This is a genomic window from Verrucomicrobiia bacterium, from assembly GCA_035574275.1.
Lineage (GTDB): Bacteria > Zixibacteria > MSB-5A5 > DSPP01 > DSPP01 > DSPP01.
Map to the genome: position 1 here is coordinate 35524 of DATLYY010000064.1, position 17578 is coordinate 53101.

Annotated in this window: 15 protein-coding genes; 10 read left to right on the forward strand and 5 right to left on the reverse strand. The window is 55.4% G+C overall.

Annotated elements, in window-relative coordinates:
• Positions 1-118: 118 nt before the first annotated feature.
• The 10 genes from VNL73_08730 (at position 119) to VNL73_08775 (ending at position 11843) form a co-directional block, all read left to right on the forward strand.
• On the forward strand, positions 119-1159 hold the full coding sequence (locus VNL73_08730; GenBank protein HXF49490.1) for a tetratricopeptide repeat protein: 1041 nt from the start codon (positions 119-121) through the stop codon (positions 1157-1159).
• Positions 1156-2016 (forward strand): hypothetical protein, encoded by an 861-nt coding sequence (locus VNL73_08735; GenBank protein HXF49491.1) that lies wholly within the window; start codon positions 1156-1158, stop codon positions 2014-2016. The genes VNL73_08730 and VNL73_08735 overlap by 4 nt, the downstream gene beginning before the upstream one ends.
• A gap of 141 nt (positions 2017-2157) precedes the next feature.
• Positions 2158-2757 carry a hypothetical protein gene (locus VNL73_08740; protein HXF49492.1) on the forward strand — a complete coding sequence of 200 codons (600 nt, stop codon included), beginning with the start codon at positions 2158-2160 and terminating at the stop codon, positions 2755-2757.
• Positions 2758-2759: 2 nt separating this feature from the next.
• Positions 2760-3500 (forward strand): hypothetical protein, encoded by a 741-nt coding sequence (locus VNL73_08745; protein HXF49493.1) that lies wholly within the window; start codon positions 2760-2762, stop codon positions 3498-3500.
• A gap of 612 nt (positions 3501-4112) precedes the next feature.
• Positions 4113-5555 carry an aspartate ammonia-lyase gene (locus tag VNL73_08750; protein ID HXF49494.1) on the forward strand — a complete coding sequence of 481 codons (1443 nt, stop codon included), beginning with the start codon at positions 4113-4115 and terminating at the stop codon, positions 5553-5555.
• 12 nt (positions 5556-5567) lie between these two features.
• On the forward strand, positions 5568-6629 hold the full coding sequence (locus VNL73_08755) for a D-cysteine desulfhydrase family protein (GenBank protein HXF49495.1): 1062 nt from the start codon (positions 5568-5570) through the stop codon (positions 6627-6629).
• Between the two features lie 6 nt (positions 6630-6635).
• Positions 6636-7379, forward strand: coding sequence for an NAD-dependent deacylase (locus VNL73_08760; protein HXF49496.1), 744 nt, complete (start codon positions 6636-6638; stop codon positions 7377-7379).
• Positions 7376-8134: a hypothetical protein gene (locus tag VNL73_08765; GenBank protein HXF49497.1), complete on the forward strand. Its 759-nt coding sequence runs from the start codon at positions 7376-7378 to the stop codon at positions 8132-8134. The genes VNL73_08760 and VNL73_08765 overlap by 4 nt, the downstream gene beginning before the upstream one ends.
• 115 nt (positions 8135-8249) lie before the next feature.
• Complete coding sequence (locus VNL73_08770) at positions 8250-10460, forward strand: tetratricopeptide repeat protein (protein ID HXF49498.1); 2211 nt, start codon at positions 8250-8252, stop codon at positions 10458-10460.
• A gap of 63 nt (positions 10461-10523) precedes the next feature.
• Positions 10524-11843: an MFS transporter gene (locus VNL73_08775; protein ID HXF49499.1), complete on the forward strand. Its 1320-nt coding sequence runs from the start codon at positions 10524-10526 to the stop codon at positions 11841-11843.
• Between the two features lie 38 nt (positions 11844-11881).
• Here VNL73_08775 and lysA read toward each other — a convergent pair whose 3' ends face one another.
• From lysA to VNL73_08800, 5 genes are all read right to left on the reverse strand, one after another.
• Complete coding sequence (lysA, locus tag VNL73_08780; GenBank protein HXF49500.1) at positions 11882-13117, reverse strand: diaminopimelate decarboxylase; 1236 nt, start codon at positions 13115-13117, stop codon at positions 11882-11884.
• Between the two features lie 325 nt (positions 13118-13442).
• The gene (gene feoB, locus VNL73_08785) at positions 13443-15596 is read right to left on the reverse strand and encodes a ferrous iron transport protein B (protein ID HXF49501.1); all 2154 of its coding nucleotides are present in this window, start codon (positions 15594-15596) and stop codon (positions 13443-13445) included.
• A gap of 37 nt (positions 15597-15633) precedes the next feature.
• Complete coding sequence (locus VNL73_08790; protein ID HXF49502.1) at positions 15634-15912, reverse strand: FeoA family protein; 279 nt, start codon at positions 15910-15912, stop codon at positions 15634-15636.
• 1 nt (position 15913) lies between these two features.
• Positions 15914-16429 carry a hypothetical protein gene (locus VNL73_08795; GenBank protein HXF49503.1) on the reverse strand — a complete coding sequence of 172 codons (516 nt, stop codon included), beginning with the start codon at positions 16427-16429 and terminating at the stop codon, positions 15914-15916.
• Positions 16430-16440: 11 nt separating this feature from the next.
• Positions 16441-17562: a hypothetical protein gene (locus VNL73_08800; protein HXF49504.1), complete on the reverse strand. Its 1122-nt coding sequence runs from the start codon at positions 17560-17562 to the stop codon at positions 16441-16443.
• Positions 17563-17578: the final 16 nt, after the last annotated feature.

The following is a 17578-nucleotide window of genomic DNA, read 5'->3' on the forward strand; positions in this document are numbered from 1 at the left end:
TTTTCCATTCTCAAGAAGCGCTCCGGGCGCGCCGATACCCTCTACGGGGGGAATTTTTACGGAGCGCGCCGAAACAACCGAGAAAATCGCCGGAAGGCCGGTTTTTTCCGACCTGGTTTTGCGGGATGATTTTTCCTTTGACGGGGCCACCTACCGGGTGGAGACCGCCTATGACGAGTTGGAGGGGGCCTGGGTGGTCAACTTTTTCCGCAACAACCGGCTGGTGTCGGCCCGGTTGTACCGTTCCGAGGGAGCCGAGAATGAGCGACTGGAGGCAGGCCGGGCCCACAGTTCGGAGGTCTCGGTACTGCTCTTGGCCCTGCAGCTGCGCACCAAGCTTTCCGGGGCCAAGGATCCCCAGGCGCGGATGAAGCTGGGATATTTTTTCTTCGTCTATCAGTTCTATACCGAGGCGGAACTGGAGCTCAAGGCGGCGTTGGCCGCCTTTCCCGACTTTGCCGAGGCGCTTTTTTACCTGGGAAGCGTTTGCCATCGGCAGGGGAAGTTCAACCAGGCGGCGGCCTGCTTCGAGAAGGCGGCCGCCCTCGACTCCCGCTACGCCGATTACTCCAACGCGCTGGGGCAGGTGTACCTCGAAGAGGGACGGATCGAAGAGGCGGAAAAAGCGCTTTTGGCGGCCCTTGAAACCAATCCCAAATATCTGGATGCCCGCCTGAACTTGGCTCAATTGTACTTGGACCGGGCCGGGCGGCAGGGGGAAAGTTATCTGGGACGGGCCGAAGAGCTTTTGAAAGAGGCGTTTACCCTCCTGGACCCGAAGTCCCCTTTTCCCCCCATCAATCCGACCATTCATTACGATTCCCTCTGCCGCATTTTTTTGGACTTGAAGGCGAAGTGCGGCTCGCAGGTGGACAAGTCCAACCTCAAGGCCTGGTGTTACCTCTACAATCTGGCCTTCCGCAGCGGGCCGGAGTTGCTTTCCCGCATCCAACTGGAGCGCTACATCGAGCGGCTATATCTGGAAAACCGGTTCGGTTTCTCGGATTTGTCCAATTTTTTGGGAATCGCCTACCTGTTTTACGCCCGGTTTTTCCTGGCCGCCGCGGAGGAGGACTGCGGGGAGGAGAAGGAAAGCCTGCAACTGGTGAAAAAAATATCCGGCAAGCAAACTGTACTTTTGGGGGGGCTGGAGTTTTGACGGACGGCAGGGAGTTTGTAGTCGAAAAAATCAACCGCTCGGAGGCGGCCGAAAAGCCCGAGGTGGCCGCGCTTCTGGGGCTTTGGAATTTCTGGAGAAAGCGGTATCCGGCGGCCTTTTTTAATTTCTCCATAGCCGTCCCAATCGATTACCGGTTCGGTTTTCTGGCCGTGGCCGCATGGCGGGCCGAATGGGGGGCCAAGCCGCTGCCGGATGACTTTGAAGCAAAGGCCCCTCTGGCTTCCAGCTGTTTTTGGGCTTGGGCCGGCAAAGGGGAGGAGGGGCTGGCAGCCTTGAAAAAAACGGGGGCGGCCGCCAGCCGCGAACAGTCGTTTTTGGAGGTTTATTTAAAACTCCTGACACTCCCCCCCGGGCCGTCCAACCGACCGGCCGAATTCCGGGTGCGGCTCGAAGAGGCGGTGCGGGCCGAGTACGGGGTCAGTTCCGACATGACCCGTCATCTTCTGGCGCTCTACGACTCCGGAGATCTGGCCGGCACGGCGACGGGGCTTCGGCCCGTTTTGGAGCAATTTTTAAACGTCCCCCCTTTCAGTTCCGTGGATTTTCTCTGGCTTTTGTTTTTGTCCGGCGTGGGGAACCTGGATTTCGGCTCCCTCTCCACCGCCCTTGCGGAAATAGAAGGGTATCCTTCCGGCGTCCCTTCCCATTGGAAGGAGCGGAAGCGGGCGGCTGGCCAACTTTTGCTTTATTTCTTTCTTGTGCGGGCCGGGCTGGAAAGTTTTGAAAAATCGTTGAGGATCAACCCCAACTTTGCCAAAGCGGCCAAAAACGCCCAGCTGGTGAAAAGGGAAAAACCGGAACTGGTGGAGCTGATCAAGCAGTTCCCCTTTTTTTAGATTAAAGTCCCCATTACCCAGCAGGTTCCGTTATAATGGTTTTAAAACCACCCGCCCCGTCCCCTGCATAACCGGCCGGTTTTGCCGAAATAAGATAAAGGGGGACCGGCGCCCGAGGGGTGCTGGGTTTCCTGAAAAACCATGTACACGCCGACCGGCAAGCTGGGAAAAGTGGTCTGGGAGGATAAGGAATTCCAGATTCAAACCGAATTTCTGCACACCCCCCGGCCGCACATCGTCACCACCGTTTTTATGGGGGGAGAGGTGGTCCACAAAGCGGACCAACCTTGGATTGGGGGGGTGGAAACCGACGAGGACAAGCGAGCCTTGGACCGGCAGCTCGTCCTCCAGCATCGGGAGACCACGGAATATCTCGAAGCCAAAATCCGCCGGAAGGCGGAGACCAAGAAAATTTTTGAACTTGAAGATTTGCAGAGGCTGGCCGCCCATCCCGCCGCGGTCGGTTACATCACGGCCAACCCGGAGGGGGTTTTGCAAATGGAGGCCGAGCTTTCCGAGGAGTTGAAGGAAAGCGCCTTCCTTTTTTCCGAACTGGTGGTTTTGCTCGCCTTTCTGGAAAAAAACACCAAGCTGGGGCGCTTTCGCAAAGGGGAGGGGATTTTGGGAGCGGGGGAACTTTTTCTGGGGCAGGTGCCGGAGCTTTTTGTCGGCCTGGCTGTGAAGGGGGAGGCGGCTTCCTTAAAAGATGAGTTTGAAAAACTTCTGCCGCTCGGAATGTAGGGATGAACAAGGTTCTGGAGGATTTGAAGGCGGTGCCGGGGGTTTCCGGCGTTTTGCTTTTGAACAAAACGGAGGAGACCACCTACCAGCTTCTGCCCGCCAGTTTTTCCATCGAGACCATCAAATCGATTGCCATCCGGCTTTTGCAGGTCAGCTACTACTTGAAGCCGGAGGCCCGCTTTAATTTTTCGTTTTCTTCCGGCACGGCTATTTTGCAGAATCTGGAAAAGGCGGCCCTTTTGGTTTTCACCAAGGGGCCCATCGACGAGGCGATTTTTGATTTGGTGATGAAGAACTCCATCCGTGCCCTGGAGCGCTGGATGGAACGGTACGAGACCGTGCGGGAAAAGCTCTCCGGGGAGGCCCTGCTTTCCGAGGAGGAGGCATTGAATCTGTTCTTGCACACGGCCAATTTGATTTCCGGCCACTTCAAGCAATCCCTGGGGGCCTACCAAGTGACCCAGAACTGGCGCAAATCCCGCGAGGAGCTGGCGGGGGATTTTCCGTTTCATCACCGTCTTTTTGTGGAGACGGGGGGGAATCTTTCCTTCAAGCCGGCGGAGGAAAAGATTTCCGTGCCGAGTTTGACCGAGTTTTTCGCACGGCTTGTCCACCAATTCATCAAGGGGGCGGTGGTGGACGGAAGCCGGGAGACGTCGGTTGAAAACCTGACGGCCGAGTTGCGACCCTCGCTGGAAAAAACCAGCTTTTATCGATCGCTGGCGCTTTTGGAAAGGCGTTAAACGCTCCGAAATCCATTAAAGCCGAGTTGCCCGGAGCGGGGGCTCCGGGCCACCCCCTGTAAGAAGCTTTCCTCTCTTGGAGGGAGGATTAAGGCGGGGTTGTTCCGATTTAAAGATCAAGGGTTAGCACCAAATAAAAACCCCGCCGTCTTTTGGACAGCGGGGTGAAAAGAGGAAAGATTCTATTGGAAAAAAACCTCTCCAAATAGAACGTTAAAGGCGTTTTAAAGCCGCCGTTGGTATTTTGCTGTCGCTACCCAATATCTTCTTGTAGAACAAGAACTTACTGGGGTCTCGGCGTACGCTCAACCGTCGGGAGCAGCCTTCATCAGTGAATTGTAAGAGGTTTTTCACTATTCTCTCCTCTCGCCATTAAGTATAGGGGGGTGGGGGAGCCAAAGCAAGGGAAATTATTGGCAAGTTTTTCGCCCGGGGCGGCTTTGACAGCACCACAGGCCGCCTCTATATTCGCCTGCGCCATGATTCAAAATTCCACCCCGAAAAAAATCATCCCCGCACCGTGCAAAAAATTGAGATTCATGCGACAGGGGACCCCGGAATCATCCAGGAGGACAAACCGATCTTTTACAAATCTCTCGAAAAGGAAGCCAGATGCCTGAATACCGAATAGAAAAGGATTCACTCGGAGAATTGAAAGTTCCCGCCAACGCCTACTACGGCATTTTTACCGAGCGGGCGCGAAAGAACTTCAAACTGACCGGAGAAACGACCCATCCGGTCCTTATCAAATCCTACGCCATCATCAAACAGGCGGCGGCGGAGGCGAATCTCAAATTAGGACTTCTCCAACCGAAGATAGCCAAGGCCATCATTCAAGCCGCCAAGGAAGTACAGAACGGAAAGTTCAACAACCAGTTTTTAATCGATATGATTCAAGCGGGGGCGGGCACCCCGCACCATATGAACACGAACGAGGTCATCGCCAACCGGGCTATCGAGATTTTGGGCGGAAAAAAGGGAGACTATTCGCTGGTCAATCCCAACGACCATGTCAATTTGGGGCAATCCTCCAACGACGTGACGCCGACCGCCGTGCGCATTGCCTGCCGGATTATGCTGGCCGATTTCATCAAGGAATTGAAACTGCTGGAAGATGCTTTTGACCTCAAGGCCAAACAGTTTGCCAACATCGTCAAGGTGGGACGCACCCACCTGCAGGATGCCGTTCCCATCCGGCTGGGACAGGAGTTCGGCGCGTTTGCCGAAACGGTGCACCGCGGGCGGATGCTCATCGAACTGGCGGCCGACGGGCTTTTGGAACTGGGGTTGGGGGGCACGGCCATCGGCACGGGCATCAACTCGGACAAACGCTATCCCGACTTGGCGGCGAAAAACATCGCCCGCATCACCGGTTTTAATTTTTACGCCTCGAAAAATCTGGTTTACATGTGCCAATCGGTGTCCGCCTTCGGAATTCTGGCGGCACGGATGAAGCTGCATGCTTTGGAGATGATAAAGGTTGCCAACGATTTGATGTACATGTCCGGCGGGCCAAAGGCGGGGCTGAAGGAAATCGACTTAATCGACGTGGAACCGGGGAGCTCCATTATGCCGGGGAAAATCAACCCTTCCATCGTAGAGCCGTACAAAATGGTCTGTTTGCAGCTTTCCGGCCTTTCGGACGTGGTTTTGTCCACCGTCTCGGAGGGAAATTTTCAACTCAACGTCTGGACCCCTTTGATTGCCTACGATTTCATCAAAGGGATCCCGCTTTTGACTAATGGCACCAAAATGTTCCGCACCTTATGCGTATCCGGCATCAAGGCGAACAAAAAGCGGATTGCCGAACTTTTGGATAACTCGCTGGTCACCGCCACGGCTCTGACCCCCTACATCGGCTACTTGAGCACGGCCCTCTTGGTCAAAGAGTCCTTGGCCACCGACAAGCCGCTCAAGGTTCTGGCGTTGGAGAAGGGGCTTTTGGAGAAATCGGAATTGGACAAAATCCTTCGCCCCGCCGCACTGACCGAGCCGGTGCCGGCTGACAAACAACTGCAGAAAAAAATTCAGGAGCGGCTGAAGAGGAAGAAGTAATATATTGGTTCCGTGAAGGTCGCGTATCCAAAAAAAGTTTCGCTCGTTGCCGGCCCTACGCCGATTGAGCCGTTCAAGCCGCCGCCCGGCTGGCCAGCGGGTTTGAAAATTCTCCTTAAACGGGATGATTTGACTTCTCTTCTCTTATCCGGCAACAAGGCGCGAAAGCTGGAATTCATCGCCACCGAGGTCATCAAAAAGAAAGCCGATACGCTCATCACCTGCGGCGGCATCCAGTCCAACCATGCCCGGGCCACGGCCGTTCTGGCCGCGCAGATGGGCCTGAAGTCCCATCTTATTCTGAGAGGGAAACCGGATACGGAGGCGCAGGGGAATCTTTTTCTGGATAAGTTAGTAGGTGCGGAAATCAAGCACATCACCCCGGCGGAATACGAATACGTGGACCGTTTAATGGAGGAGGAAGCGGAAAAACTTCGAGAAGCCGGCCGAAATCCGTACATCATTCCCGAAGGGGCTTCCAGCGAGCTGGGGGTTTGGGGTTACATCAAGGCCACCCTCGAAATTCTGTCCCAGTTGAAAAAATCGAAAATCAAGGTGGACCGGGTGGTTTGCGCCATCGGCTCCGGCGGGACGTACGCCGGGCTTTTTTTGGGCTCCAAGGCGTTCGGTTGGAAGGTGAAAATCACGGGCCTCAACGTCTGCTACACGGCAGACTATTTCAAAAACCGCATCGGGAACTTGATTTCCGCTTTTTTGCGGAAGTATCGCTGGAAGCTGAAGGTCAATCTGGACGAGTTGGACATCATCGACGGTTACGTCGGGGACGGCTATGCCCGTTCCCGCCCGGTAGAACGGGAGCTGATTTCCGCCGTGGCCAAAAGCTCCGGCATCGTTCTGGACCCGGTTTACACCGGCAAGGGAATGCTGGGACTTCTCGAGGAAACGCGGAAGGGGACCTTTGGCCCGAAAGAACGGATTTTGTTCCTGCATTCCGGAGGAATCTACGGCCTTTTTCCGATTGCCCATCTTTTTTATCCGCCGGTTGCGGAGAGGAAAACCAAACCGGAAAGGGAAGAACTCGAAAAACTGGATTTGTTTTCCGGCAAGCCGTAAGCCCGGATGGAAACACTTGTGAAAACCCTCTCCCCCGAACTGGTTTCACGCTTGAAATCAGCCAAGCGGGTGGTGGCGCTGACTGGCGCGGGGATTTCCGCCGGGTCCGGTCTGCCGACCTTTCGCGGCGACGGAGGATTGTGGAAAAAATACAAGGCGGAGGATTTGGCCTCCATTGACGGTTTTTTGCATCGGCCGCAGGTGGTGTGGGAGTGGTATGAATACCGCCGCTCGATTTACGCCAACGCCCAACCCAATCCCGGACACATGGCTTTGGTCGAGCTGGAAAAGTTTTATACAGAGTTTACGCTGATTACCCAGAACACAGATGGGCTACATTTTGCCGCCGGCAGCGAAAATATTCTTGAACTGCATGGCAACATTCGCCGTAACCGGTGCCATTCCTGCGGCAAGCTTTATCCCGAAAAAGTTGAGTCCAACGGTCAGGTTCCCCCGCGTTGCGGCTGCGGAGGAATGCTGCGGCCGGACGTGGTCTGGTTCGGCGAGGCGCTTTCATCCTCCGTCTTGGATTCCGCGCTGCAGGCGGCCTGCAAGGCCGAGCTGTTTTTTTCTATCGGAACGTCCGCCTTGGTCCAGCCGGCCGCCTCGCTCCCCTTGGCCGCCAGGCGAAACGGGGCAATTCTGGTTGAAATCAATCTTGAACCGACGCCGCTCACACCGGAGGCGGATTTCTTTCTTTCCGGAAAGGCCTCGGAGTGGCTTGTCATGATAAAGGAGGAATTGCTGTGAACAAACCGACGGTTTTGGAAGGGGTGCAGCTTCCCAACGTGGAGGCGGACGTTCCCGAAAAATTGGGGTGCTTCGTTGAAAAAGTGAGAGCCGCCTACGCCGAGCGGCTTCTCGGAATCATGGTTTACGGTTCGACGGCGCGGGGGGCCTATGTTCCCAAGCGTTCGAACGTAAATTTGCTGGTCGCTCTGGACGGAGTGGGGCCGGAGGAGCTTGCGGATTACCGTAAAATCCGCTCGGAGGTGGAGAAGCCGCCCTTGGCCACCCCTCTTTTTCTGGACCCGACCTACGTCCGCTTTTCCACCGACACCTTCCCCTTGGAATTCTTGGACATCCGCTCCTTCCACATCCTTTTGCACGGGCACAACATTCTCGAAGGAACAACCGTCGACCCCAAGCATTTGCGGCTGGAACTGGAGCGGGAAATCAAGGGAAAACTGCTTTTGGCCCGGCAGGCCTATCTGGAGTCGGACGGGGACGAGGCGCGGCTTTTGTCCATTCTCTCCCGATCGTTCAACTCGCTCCGGGTCATCTTTTTCGGTATCGTCTATCTGCGAGAAAAACGGGTCGTGCGGGACGTACGGGAACTGGTGGAACGGGTATGCGAGCATTTTGGTCTGGACCCCACCGTGCTTCTGGAAATCGGACGGGCGCGGGCCGGGGAAATAAAGGTGTCTAAGACCGACATGGAGAAGCTTTTCTTCGACTATCTGGAGGAACTGGCGCGAATGGCGGAAAAGGTGGACACGATATAAAAAGGGGTTGGAAAGCGTCTTTTCGGGTGTATATTACATAGAGACAAAGCCCGGTCGCGGGCGCATGACAATACTCTGAACGAAAGGAGAAAAACCGGGGAAAATTTGCGAATGAATGGTTGACCGTTTAAAAAAGAAATCGATACATAAAGGCCTTTTGGCAAAACTTGGTGTTTTTCTGTTTTTGGGCCTTTTTGTTTTCTCCGGCTGTGTCTATTTCAACACGTTCTACTTGGCCAAGAAAAGCTATTCCAAGGCAGAGAAAGCGCAAAAAAAATCGGGCCGCGAAACGGCAGACGGGGCCACCTCCGCCGACTATCAGGCCGCCATCAAGTGGGCCTCCAAGGTTTTGACCTTCCACCCCAAGTCCGGCTGGGTGGATGACGCGCTTTTTCTAATCGGCCGTTCCTACTACAACATGGGGGAGCATTTCAAAGCCCAGGGGAAGTTTGAGGAGCTTCTGGCCGGGTTTCCCAATTCCAAATTCACCCCGGAGGCAAAAGTGTATCTGGCCCGTTCGATTTTGAAGTCCGGCCGGCCGGAGGCGGCGCGGGATTTGGCCAACCGTTCCATCGACGAGGTCAAATCAAAAGACATAAAAGGGGAACTGGCACTGGTAGCCGCCGAAAGCTATTTTGCGCTTGGGGATTATCCCTCCGCCGCTTCCGCCTACGAAAAAGTTTTAGGTTTTCCCATCAAAAAGGAAAGCAAGGCCTACCTGTATTCCCGTCAGGGGGCCGCTTTTTTCCAGCAGGAAAAGTACGTGGAGGCCTACGGCGCCTATTCCAAAGTTCCGGAAAATTCCCCGTCCGCCGAACTTTCCTACAACGCTGCCCTGGCCGCCGCGGATTGCGCCTATAAAATCGGCCGCACGCGGGAGGCGATTTCGCTCCTTAACAAACTCTCCAAAGATCCCCGCTATCACAGCAATTTAGGGGAGTTGAAACTCAAGATGGCCCAGGGGTACGTGGTTTTGGATTCTGTTTCGGAGGCTTTGAACATATTGCGCTGGACGACTGACTTTTTCAAGGGGCAACGGGTCTCCGCCCAAGCGTATTTGGAGATGGGGAAAATTCATCAAGAAAAGCTGGGGGATTTATCCAAAGCCAAGGAAAATTACGAGCAAGTTTCCAAGGAAAGCCCCACGCCCAACATTCTTCAGGAGGCGTTGTCCCGTTCGCAGGAAATTGCCCGCTTTGAAAGCTTCCAGAAGGAACTGGCCTTGGTTCCGGACTCCTCTTTGGATTCAGCAAGGCCGGATACGGCCAAACAATACGCATCCTTATCCGATTCCACCAAACCGGTCCCTTCTCCGGCCGCCGCCGATTCCAACCGTCTGGCCAATTCCTGGTATCTGTTGGCGGAGGTGTACCGGCTTTCGCTAAAAAAACCGGATTCAGCCCTGTGGGCTTACCGGACCATTTTCGAAAAGTTTTCGCGGACGCCTACAGCACCCAAGGCACTATTGGCGTACGGCTTTTTGAGGCAGGATGGTTTCGGAGATACGGTTTCGGCCCATTCGGTCTATCGAAAACTTTTGAGCAATTATCCTTACTCCGATTATGCCAAAGAGGCGCTTTCGCGGTTGGGGCTTTTGGGCTCACCGGCCGATACGGGTTATCCGGAGGCGGTCTACCGCCGGGCGGAACGATTGTGGGAAAACGGCCAGATGGACAGCGCCAAGGATGTTTTCTCCTCCATTCCAAACCGGTTTCCCCAATCGGCGTACGCTCCCAAAGCGCTTTTGAGTCTGGCGTTACTTTCGGAAGCGAGCCGGTCCTCGGAAGCCGATTCGGGGGCGATTTTTGCGTACCAGGAAGTTCTTCAAAAATATCCGGATACGGAATATGCCCAACGGGCGAAGGAGAAAGTCGGGCTGGCTCGTCCGGAAGTCTTGCGGCCCGATACGGCAGCCGCCGTTCCCCCGCCCAGCCCGGCCCCGAGCGACACAACCCGCCGGTCCGATACAACGGAAGTGAATTTTTCGCCCGAAGATTCGCTGAAGATGGGGTTCCGCCAGCATCCCTTGGCGCCGCCGGTGAAAAAGGACGGCGGATTCGTATATCCAATATCGGAAATCGATGCCAACATCCGCACGCGCCTGGTATTCCGGGTGCTTTTAGACTTTGAAGGCAAGGTGCGCCGGGCGGAGCTGCAGAACCCGACCCGCCGGGATGCCATCGACCGGGAAGCGATTCGCGCCGTGGAGCAGACCGAGTTCGACATGGTGCGGATACCACCCAACCAGTATAACGCCTATTTTATTTACGAACTGCGCATTGCCCCCCGCATTTCCGATCCGAACGCCCCTCCGGCCTTCCGCTAGCTTGGGTACCTTCGAAAACCAATCTTTCTTGACCGCAGGACGGATTTTATTTAGTATGAAAAAATGGAGAAAGACGGTTCTTCCAGACCGGCTGACACCGTTCCGCTTCAAGGACAGAGACCATCGTTCGGGGAGGCGACCGAACATTGCCAGCGGAATTTCTGGCTGGGGGTGACCAACGGCGTCATCTTCAACGCCTCCAGCGCCTTTTTAAACGCCAACACCATCCTGCCGCTTTTTGTTTCGCGACTTACCGAATCCCGTTTTCTGGTCGGAACCGCCTCGGCTTTGCACGAGGTGGGCTGGTTCGTGCCGCAGCTTTTCGTGGCGGCGGCGACCGCCCACCGGGAGCGCCAGAAACCGTTCTACATCCGCGCCGCCTTTTTCCGCTTGGCGGTTTTCACGGCTCTTTTGGCCTCCTTCTTTTTCTCTTCCTATCAAAAACCGGAGCAGGTCTTGTTTTTTTTCTTTCTTTTTTACGGCCTCTATTCCATCGGCGGCGGTTTTGCCGGAGTGGCCTTTATGGAAATCGTTTCGAAAACGGTGCCACCGGAACGGCGCGGTAGCTTCTGGGGACTGCGGATGTCGGTCGGCGGCCTTTTGGCCGCCGCCTTCGGGCGACTGGTGGCCGAAATTCTGGACAACAATCCCTTTCCCCGCAATTACGAAATTCTCTTTTTGTTCGCTTTTTTTTTCATTTTTGCGGGGCTTTTTTCATTTGTCTGGGTCAAAGAGCCGGTTTTGCCAAACCTTCTTCCAAAAGTGCCCTACCGGCAGCGGCTGCAAGAGGCGTTTTCGCTTTTAAAAACGGATCCTCATTTTTTCCGGCTGTACTGCACGCGGCTGCTCATCGGCACCTATACGGTCGCGGCGCCGTTTTACGTTCTGTTCGGCCGCTTTGAGCTTGGATTCCCGGTGGGCTTTGCCGGGCTTTTTGTTTCGGCGGAGGTTTTGGGACTGGCGGTTTCCAACCTGTGGTGGAGCGCCTTTTCCAACCGCGGAAAAGACGGGCTGGTTTTGGTCGGTTCGGCGGGGTTGGCGGTTTTTGCGCCGGTTTGGGCGCTTGCTTCCGGCTGGTTCGGTTTCGGGCCGTATCTTTTTGCCCTCATTTTCTTTGCCCTCGGGGCCACCAATTCAGGGCTGGCGGTCGGATATTTGAATCACCTTTTAAAAATCGCCCCCGAAAGTTCCCGCACGCTCTACATTGGACTTTTGCACACGCTTTTGTTCCCCATTCTGTTTTTTCCGGGTTTGGGGGGGGTGATTTTGCAAAACCTTTCATATCTCGCCCTCTTTTCCTTCGCATTTGCAGTGGCCCTGGCCGGTGCCTTTTTGGCCTGGCGGATTTTTCAATTACAGCGGAAGGTGTCGGCTAAAACGTAAGGGGTTATGCTGCAGTTGGGCAAGAAAAGTAAAACGATTTACTCGCCGCGGATTAAGTCGGCGTAACTTTCGCGCCGGCGGATGACTCGAAAGGCCGTACCGTCTACCAGCACCTCGGGAGGCCGGGGGCGGGAATTGTAGTTGGAGGCCATGCACATTCCGTAGGCGCCGGCGCTCATTACGGCCAGCAAGTCGTCCCGTTCGGGTAACACCATCCGGCGGTTGTCGGCCAAAACGTCACTGGATTCGCAAAGCGGGCCGACTATTGAAACGAGCGTATTTTTTCCAAAGCGGCGGAGGACCGGAAGGACTTCGTGGTGCGCTTCGTACAGGGCCGGACGCAGGAGGTCGTTCGAGCCGGCATCGACGATAACCCAGGTTTTCCCGGCCGTTTTCTTCCGGTAGAGGACGCGGTTCAAAAGCAGGCCGGAATTTCCCATTAAAATCCGTCCCGGCTCCAGCAGGATCGTGGCGCCCGTTTTTTGGGCGGTTTCGCGAACCATCCGGGCGTAATCAGTTATAGAAGGCGGTTTTTCATTTCTATAAGTGATGCCCAGTCCACCACCGACGTCGATATAGCGCAGATCAAAACCCCGAGCACGGAGATTCTGATACAAATCCGCCATCTGGCGAAAAGCGGTTTTGATCGGCCCCGGTTCGGTTATTTGCGAGCCGATGTGGCAATCAATGCCGCAGGGAATGAGGCCGCTCATCCGGCGGCTTTTCTCAAAAAGAGCATCGGCTTCGTGAAACGGGACGCCGAACTTGTGCTTTTTCATTCCGGTGGCGATATGGCGGTGGGTTTTGGCGTCCACGTCCGGATTGACCCGCAAGGCGAAGGGTGCCTGTCTTCCCAACCGCTTTGCCACGCGGTCGAGCGCTTCCAGTTCTTCGCCGCTTTCGACGTTGAAAAGCAAGATGCCTGCTTTCAAGGCCTGGGCCATTTCTGCTTCGGTCTTTCCCACGCCGGAGAAGACAACTTTATTTACTTGTCCGCCTGCTTTTTGCACCCGGAACAGCTCGCCGCCGGAGACAATGTCAAAACCGGAGTTTAGGCGGGCCAGTGTTCGCAGCAACGCAAGGTTGGAATTGGCTTTTACCGAGTAGCAGATAAGATGCGGTACTTCGCGAAGCGAATGAGTCAGATTCCGGAAGTTTTCCATCAGGGCCGTGGCAGAATAGACGTAGCACGGCGTTCCGACTTTCCGCGCGAGCTTTTCGAGCGGGACTTTTTCGGCCTGCAGACGGCCGTTTTTGTACGCGAACGGATTCATAAGTGCACCCGCTTTTTTAGAGCAGGAACGGGGTCAAGTTATTAGTGAAATTTGCGAAGTCAAACGTTGGGGCGGGTGAATCCCTCCATTTCTTCCCGGAACGGAAGGGGAACAAATGTGGAAATTGACAGGATTATGAACGGTTCGATTTTGAGACAGCGGGGGTGTTGGAGAGCGGGATGCAATCACCCGCGCAGGACGGGCAGGATTTGCCTTTTTTGCGCAATTTTTTATGGAGCAGAAAGCCCGCCGCCGCGGCGAAGAGGGTAACAATAATTCCATCCTGTACGACTATGGGGACTTCGAGGGGGAACATCACGTGCTCCTAAAAGAAAGTTTGTCCGAGCCAGCGGGTCAGAAGCGCGCCACCGTAGGCCAGTATAGTCATGTAAGCGAAGGCGAAAGCGGGCCAGCGCCAACTGTTTGTTTCCCGTTTCATTACGGCAATCGTGGAAACACACTGCAAGGCGAAGGCGTAGAAAACCAAAAGAGTCAGCGCCACCAAGGGGGTCCAGACCGGAGCGCCGGTTTGGGGATTGACGTCTCCCTTCAGCTCTTCCGTCAAACTCTTGTCATCCGCCGATGAACCGACGCCGTACACCACGCCCATCGTGGAAACGAAAACCTCCCGGGCGGCAAAGGAGCCCAGAATGCCGACGCCGATTTTCCAGTCAAAACCCAACGGTTCCAGCACCGGCTCGAAGAGCCGTCCCATCATACCGGCAAAGGAGTGACGCAGCCGTTCGGCGGACACTTTCTGCTCCAGTTTCTCAAGAGCCGCAACCCGTTCAGGGCCATCCAGTTGACTGGTGACAGAAGCGCGTTCGGCGTTGAACTGGTTTTCGTTATTGCTCCAGCGCGGGTAGCTGGAAAGCCCCCAGAGGAGTATGGAAACGGCGAAAATAATCGTTCCGGCTGAAACCAGAAAAAGTTTGGCGCGTTCAATAAGAGTCAGCGCCAGGTTTTTCAATCGAGGCAGCCGGTAGGGGGGGAGTTCAAGCAGAAGCGGAGGCGTAGGTCCTCGTAAAATTGTTTTGCGGAAAAGAAAAGCCACGCCGGCGGCGGCGAAGATGCCAAGCAGATAGAGCCCCAAAAGAGAGGTGCCCTGCAGGTCAAAAGGTCCCCAAACTTTCACGTTTGGCACAAAAGAGGCAATCAAAAGCGTATAAACCACCAGCCGTGCGGAACAGGTCATCAGCGGCGCAACCAAAATAGTTGCGAGCCGGTCGCGGCGGTTGGGAATCGTGCGGGTGGCCATAATCCCCGGAATGGCGCAGGCAAAGGAGGAAAGCAGGGGAATAAAGCTGCGGCCGGAAAGGCCGACTTTGGACATCAGCCGGTCGAGTAGAAAGGCGGCACGGGCCATATAACCGGAGTCCTCCAGAAGCGTCAAGAAAAAGAAAAGCAGAAGAATCTGCGGCAGAAAGGTGACAACCGCACCGACACCGGCGAAGATGCCGTCGTTAATCAAACTCTGCAGGGGGCCAGGGGCGAGAATCTTGTTGGTCAAGGAAGGAAACAGCCAGCCGGTGACTGACTCGATGGCGTTCATTGCCGGCTCGGCCCATTTGAAGATGGATTGGAAAACCAAAGTCAAGGTCGCCAGAAGAATCAGGGGGCCCAAAACCGGATGAAGCAAGAATTTGTCGATTGTATGCGTCCATCCGGATTTCGAATTTGGGTTCTTCTCCACCACTTCGCGACTTATTTCCTGTTGCCATTTAAAGCGGGCTTCGGCAATGAAGCGGCGGACGGTTTCCTCGTTCACCCCGAGTTCGCCGCGAACGGTGGCGGCGACTTTTTCCAGCTTTTCCGTGCAAACCGGGGTATGCTGGCCGGCGACGCACAGCAGGGTCTGCAGCTCGGTGGCATCGGCCTCTGGTGCGTAGGCCTTCAGCCGGTTTTCAAGCGCAGGCGGAAGTTGGTATTTGCGGGATGGTACCGTCCAGCTTTTAGCCAGCGTCCTTTCCATCGCCTCGCCTAATTTTCTTAATCCGATACCCTTCGCCGCCACCACTTCCACGACCGGAACGCCGAGGTGGGCGGAGAGTTTTTGAACGTTAACCGAAAGTCCCAGCCGTTCGGCCTCGTCGGTCATCGTCAAGGCCACCACCACCGGACGGCCGAGTTCGATAATCTGCCCGACCAGATAAAGATGGCGGGAAAGATTGGTGACATCCACCACGCAGAGCGCCCCGTCAGGCGGGTTATCGCCGTTGCCGGAAAGTAGGTCACGCACCAAGGCCTCATCCGGGGAGCGGGAAATCAACGAATAGGAGCCGGGGAGATCGATGACTTCGAAAACCGCACTTCCGGTTTCCCAAAGGCCGGTTTTTTTTTCCACCGTGACGCCGGGGTAGTTGGCGACCTTCTGGTGCAGGCCGGTCAACGCATTAAAAAGGGTGGTTTTGCCGCTGTTCGGATTTCCGACCAGGGCAATACGGAAGGTTCTCTTTTGAGTTGGAAATTCAGTTGCCATTTGCTTAAGGGGCGTATCCCCAATACGCCCTTTACCGTCAGCTGCCGGTTTCCACCAAAACCGCTTCCGCCTCGCTTTTGCGGAGGGAAAGCAGAAAGCCGTCCACTTCAATTTGAATCGGGTCCCCCAGCGGGGCGGAACGGAGAAAACGCACGCGGGCACCCGTCACCAATCCGATTTCAAGGATGTGCAAGGCCAACGGTTCTCCAGCACACACCCCCACCACCCGGCCGGACTGACCCGGTTCCAAGTCGGCCAAAGTTTTAATTCCGATAGAAGCTTTCGAATTGGCCGCGGGAAAAAGAAAGGAAAACATATTAATGGATATCCGTTTTTTTGATTTTGGACGCCTCCAAAAGCGGGGAGGCGGCCTGCCAATTTTTGACCGTGCCGCTTACGATGAGGGTACTGCCGTCTTCGTAACCTTCAATGTCTCCGCCCGCGAGTTCGAAAAGCTGGCCGGTTTGGGCTATTTTCAAATAGGCGTGGTTGTTTTCGGTCACCTTGATGCCGGAGATGGAAAGCTGGATTTTTTCGACTGTGAAGCGGTGGGAGGCGGTGGCCTCCAGACTTTTGGCAATCCGTGCGATGGGGAGCGGGGCGGCCTCATCAAACGTGGCGTTCAAGGTCATTCCATTCAGTTTAATTCTCGAGGCGTTGATTTCTCCCTGCACCACCTGGCGCATCGCCGTGCGGCAACCCTCGCAGGAGGCGCAGCCCTCCAGTTTCAGCGACAACAAGGCAAAGGGGGCAACCGGTTTTTGGGTTTCGCCGATTGTCTGGGTGGCGAAAGCGGTGATTAAAAGGGTTGCGAACAAGGTCTTTTTCATCATTCTTCCGTAATTTAGAACATAAAGCCGGCGCCGAGATTCAGCCGCTCCACTGTGTCGTCCGTGCCATCCTTCCAGAATTCCCCGTCTGCTTTCAAGACAACGGAAGATAATGGATAAAAAGCCAGTCCGGTAGTCCAAATCCGGCGGAAGGCCCGCCGGACCGCGGCATATCCCGTCGGCACTTCATGGTTGGTGTTGAAGCGCTCAAAACGGGCAAAGAGGGCCAAATCGGCCGGACTGCCTTCCGGAAAGAGCAGTTTTTTTAAGCGGTAGGCCGTTTCAACGTACCCTCCCTGCATCGCACTGCCGACCGTCTGGCCAGCAGCCGCGCTTACCTGTTCGGCGCCGTTTATCTCCGTGCGCATCAACGTGCCGGAGAACTCGAGCTCTTCGTGGCGAAACTTGATGTCCCCTTCCCAGATTTTCACCAGCACGTAACCCAACGCCGGGTTCGATTGGTCCGCGCCGCCGATATAGCCGGAGGTGGCAATGGTGAGGTATTTATTGGGGGAAACTTCGACCCGCCCCACACCAGCCCAGTCCTCTATTTTTGATTTCACGCTTTTGCTCCGGCCACTGCGCAGCCCGTTTAGCGTATTGAACTTGGAGGCGTCCAGCCCGGCCGTGGCATAAGCCCGGAAGGCCACTTTCCCCTGCATCAAGCGCCCAATCAAGCCGGCGCCGTTTTCCTGCCAGGTGGTGGGAATCATGCTCGTTTCCGTATAGGGCCGCTCGACGGAGTAAAAGAGGGGGGGTTCGTGGAATTCATTCAACTGTCCCACCGGCATCAGAACCGAACCGACCCGGGCGGAGACAGTTTTGGTCAAATCAAATTCGAGAAAGCCATATTCAAATTCCGGTTCGTTGAAGGCATGCTCGAAATCCAGTTCCATATCCATGCGAATCCGGTCGGAAAACTCGTAGGCCAGGCCGATGACCCAGCGGTGAATGTCGATTTCATCCCCGGCGGATTGTGACATGGCGCCGGCTTTGGGATGGTTAAAGTGCAGTTCGCCATAGCCGTGCAGACGCCAAGGGGGCGTTTGAGCTTCCTCCTCCTGAGCATACGCAGGGAGGGCCAAAAAAGAACTGAAAACCAGCGCAACGGCGTATTTATATCGAAAAGAAACCATTCAAACTATTCTGGTG

Excerpts from the sequence above, each read along its gene's own strand:
- VNL73_08775 (HXF49499.1), top strand. The coding sequence starts at position 10,524 with ATGGAGAAAGACGGTTCTTCCAGACCGGCTGACACCGTTCCGCTTCAA.
- VNL73_08790 (HXF49502.1), bottom strand. The coding sequence starts at position 15,912 with ATGTTTTCCTTTCTTTTTCCCGCGGCCAATTCGAAAGCTTCTATCGGA.
- VNL73_08740 (HXF49492.1), top strand. The coding sequence starts at position 2,158 with ATGTACACGCCGACCGGCAAGCTGGGAAAAGTGGTCTGGGAGGATAAG.
- lysA (HXF49500.1), bottom strand. The coding sequence starts at position 13,117 with ATGAATCCGTTCGCGTACAAAAACGGCCGTCTGCAGGCCGAAAAAGTC.
- VNL73_08745 (HXF49493.1), top strand. The coding sequence starts at position 2,760 with ATGAACAAGGTTCTGGAGGATTTGAAGGCGGTGCCGGGGGTTTCCGGC.
- VNL73_08800 (HXF49504.1), bottom strand. The coding sequence starts at position 17,562 with ATGGTTTCTTTTCGATATAAATACGCCGTTGCGCTGGTTTTCAGTTCT.
- VNL73_08770 (HXF49498.1), top strand. The coding sequence starts at position 8,250 with ATGGTTGACCGTTTAAAAAAGAAATCGATACATAAAGGCCTTTTGGCA.
- VNL73_08795 (HXF49503.1), bottom strand. The coding sequence starts at position 16,429 with ATGATGAAAAAGACCTTGTTCGCAACCCTTTTAATCACCGCTTTCGCC.
- VNL73_08750 (HXF49494.1), top strand. The coding sequence starts at position 4,113 with ATGCCTGAATACCGAATAGAAAAGGATTCACTCGGAGAATTGAAAGTT.
- VNL73_08760 (HXF49496.1), top strand. The coding sequence starts at position 6,636 with ATGGAAACACTTGTGAAAACCCTCTCCCCCGAACTGGTTTCACGCTTG.
- feoB (HXF49501.1), bottom strand. The coding sequence starts at position 15,596 with ATGGCAACTGAATTTCCAACTCAAAAGAGAACCTTCCGTATTGCCCTG.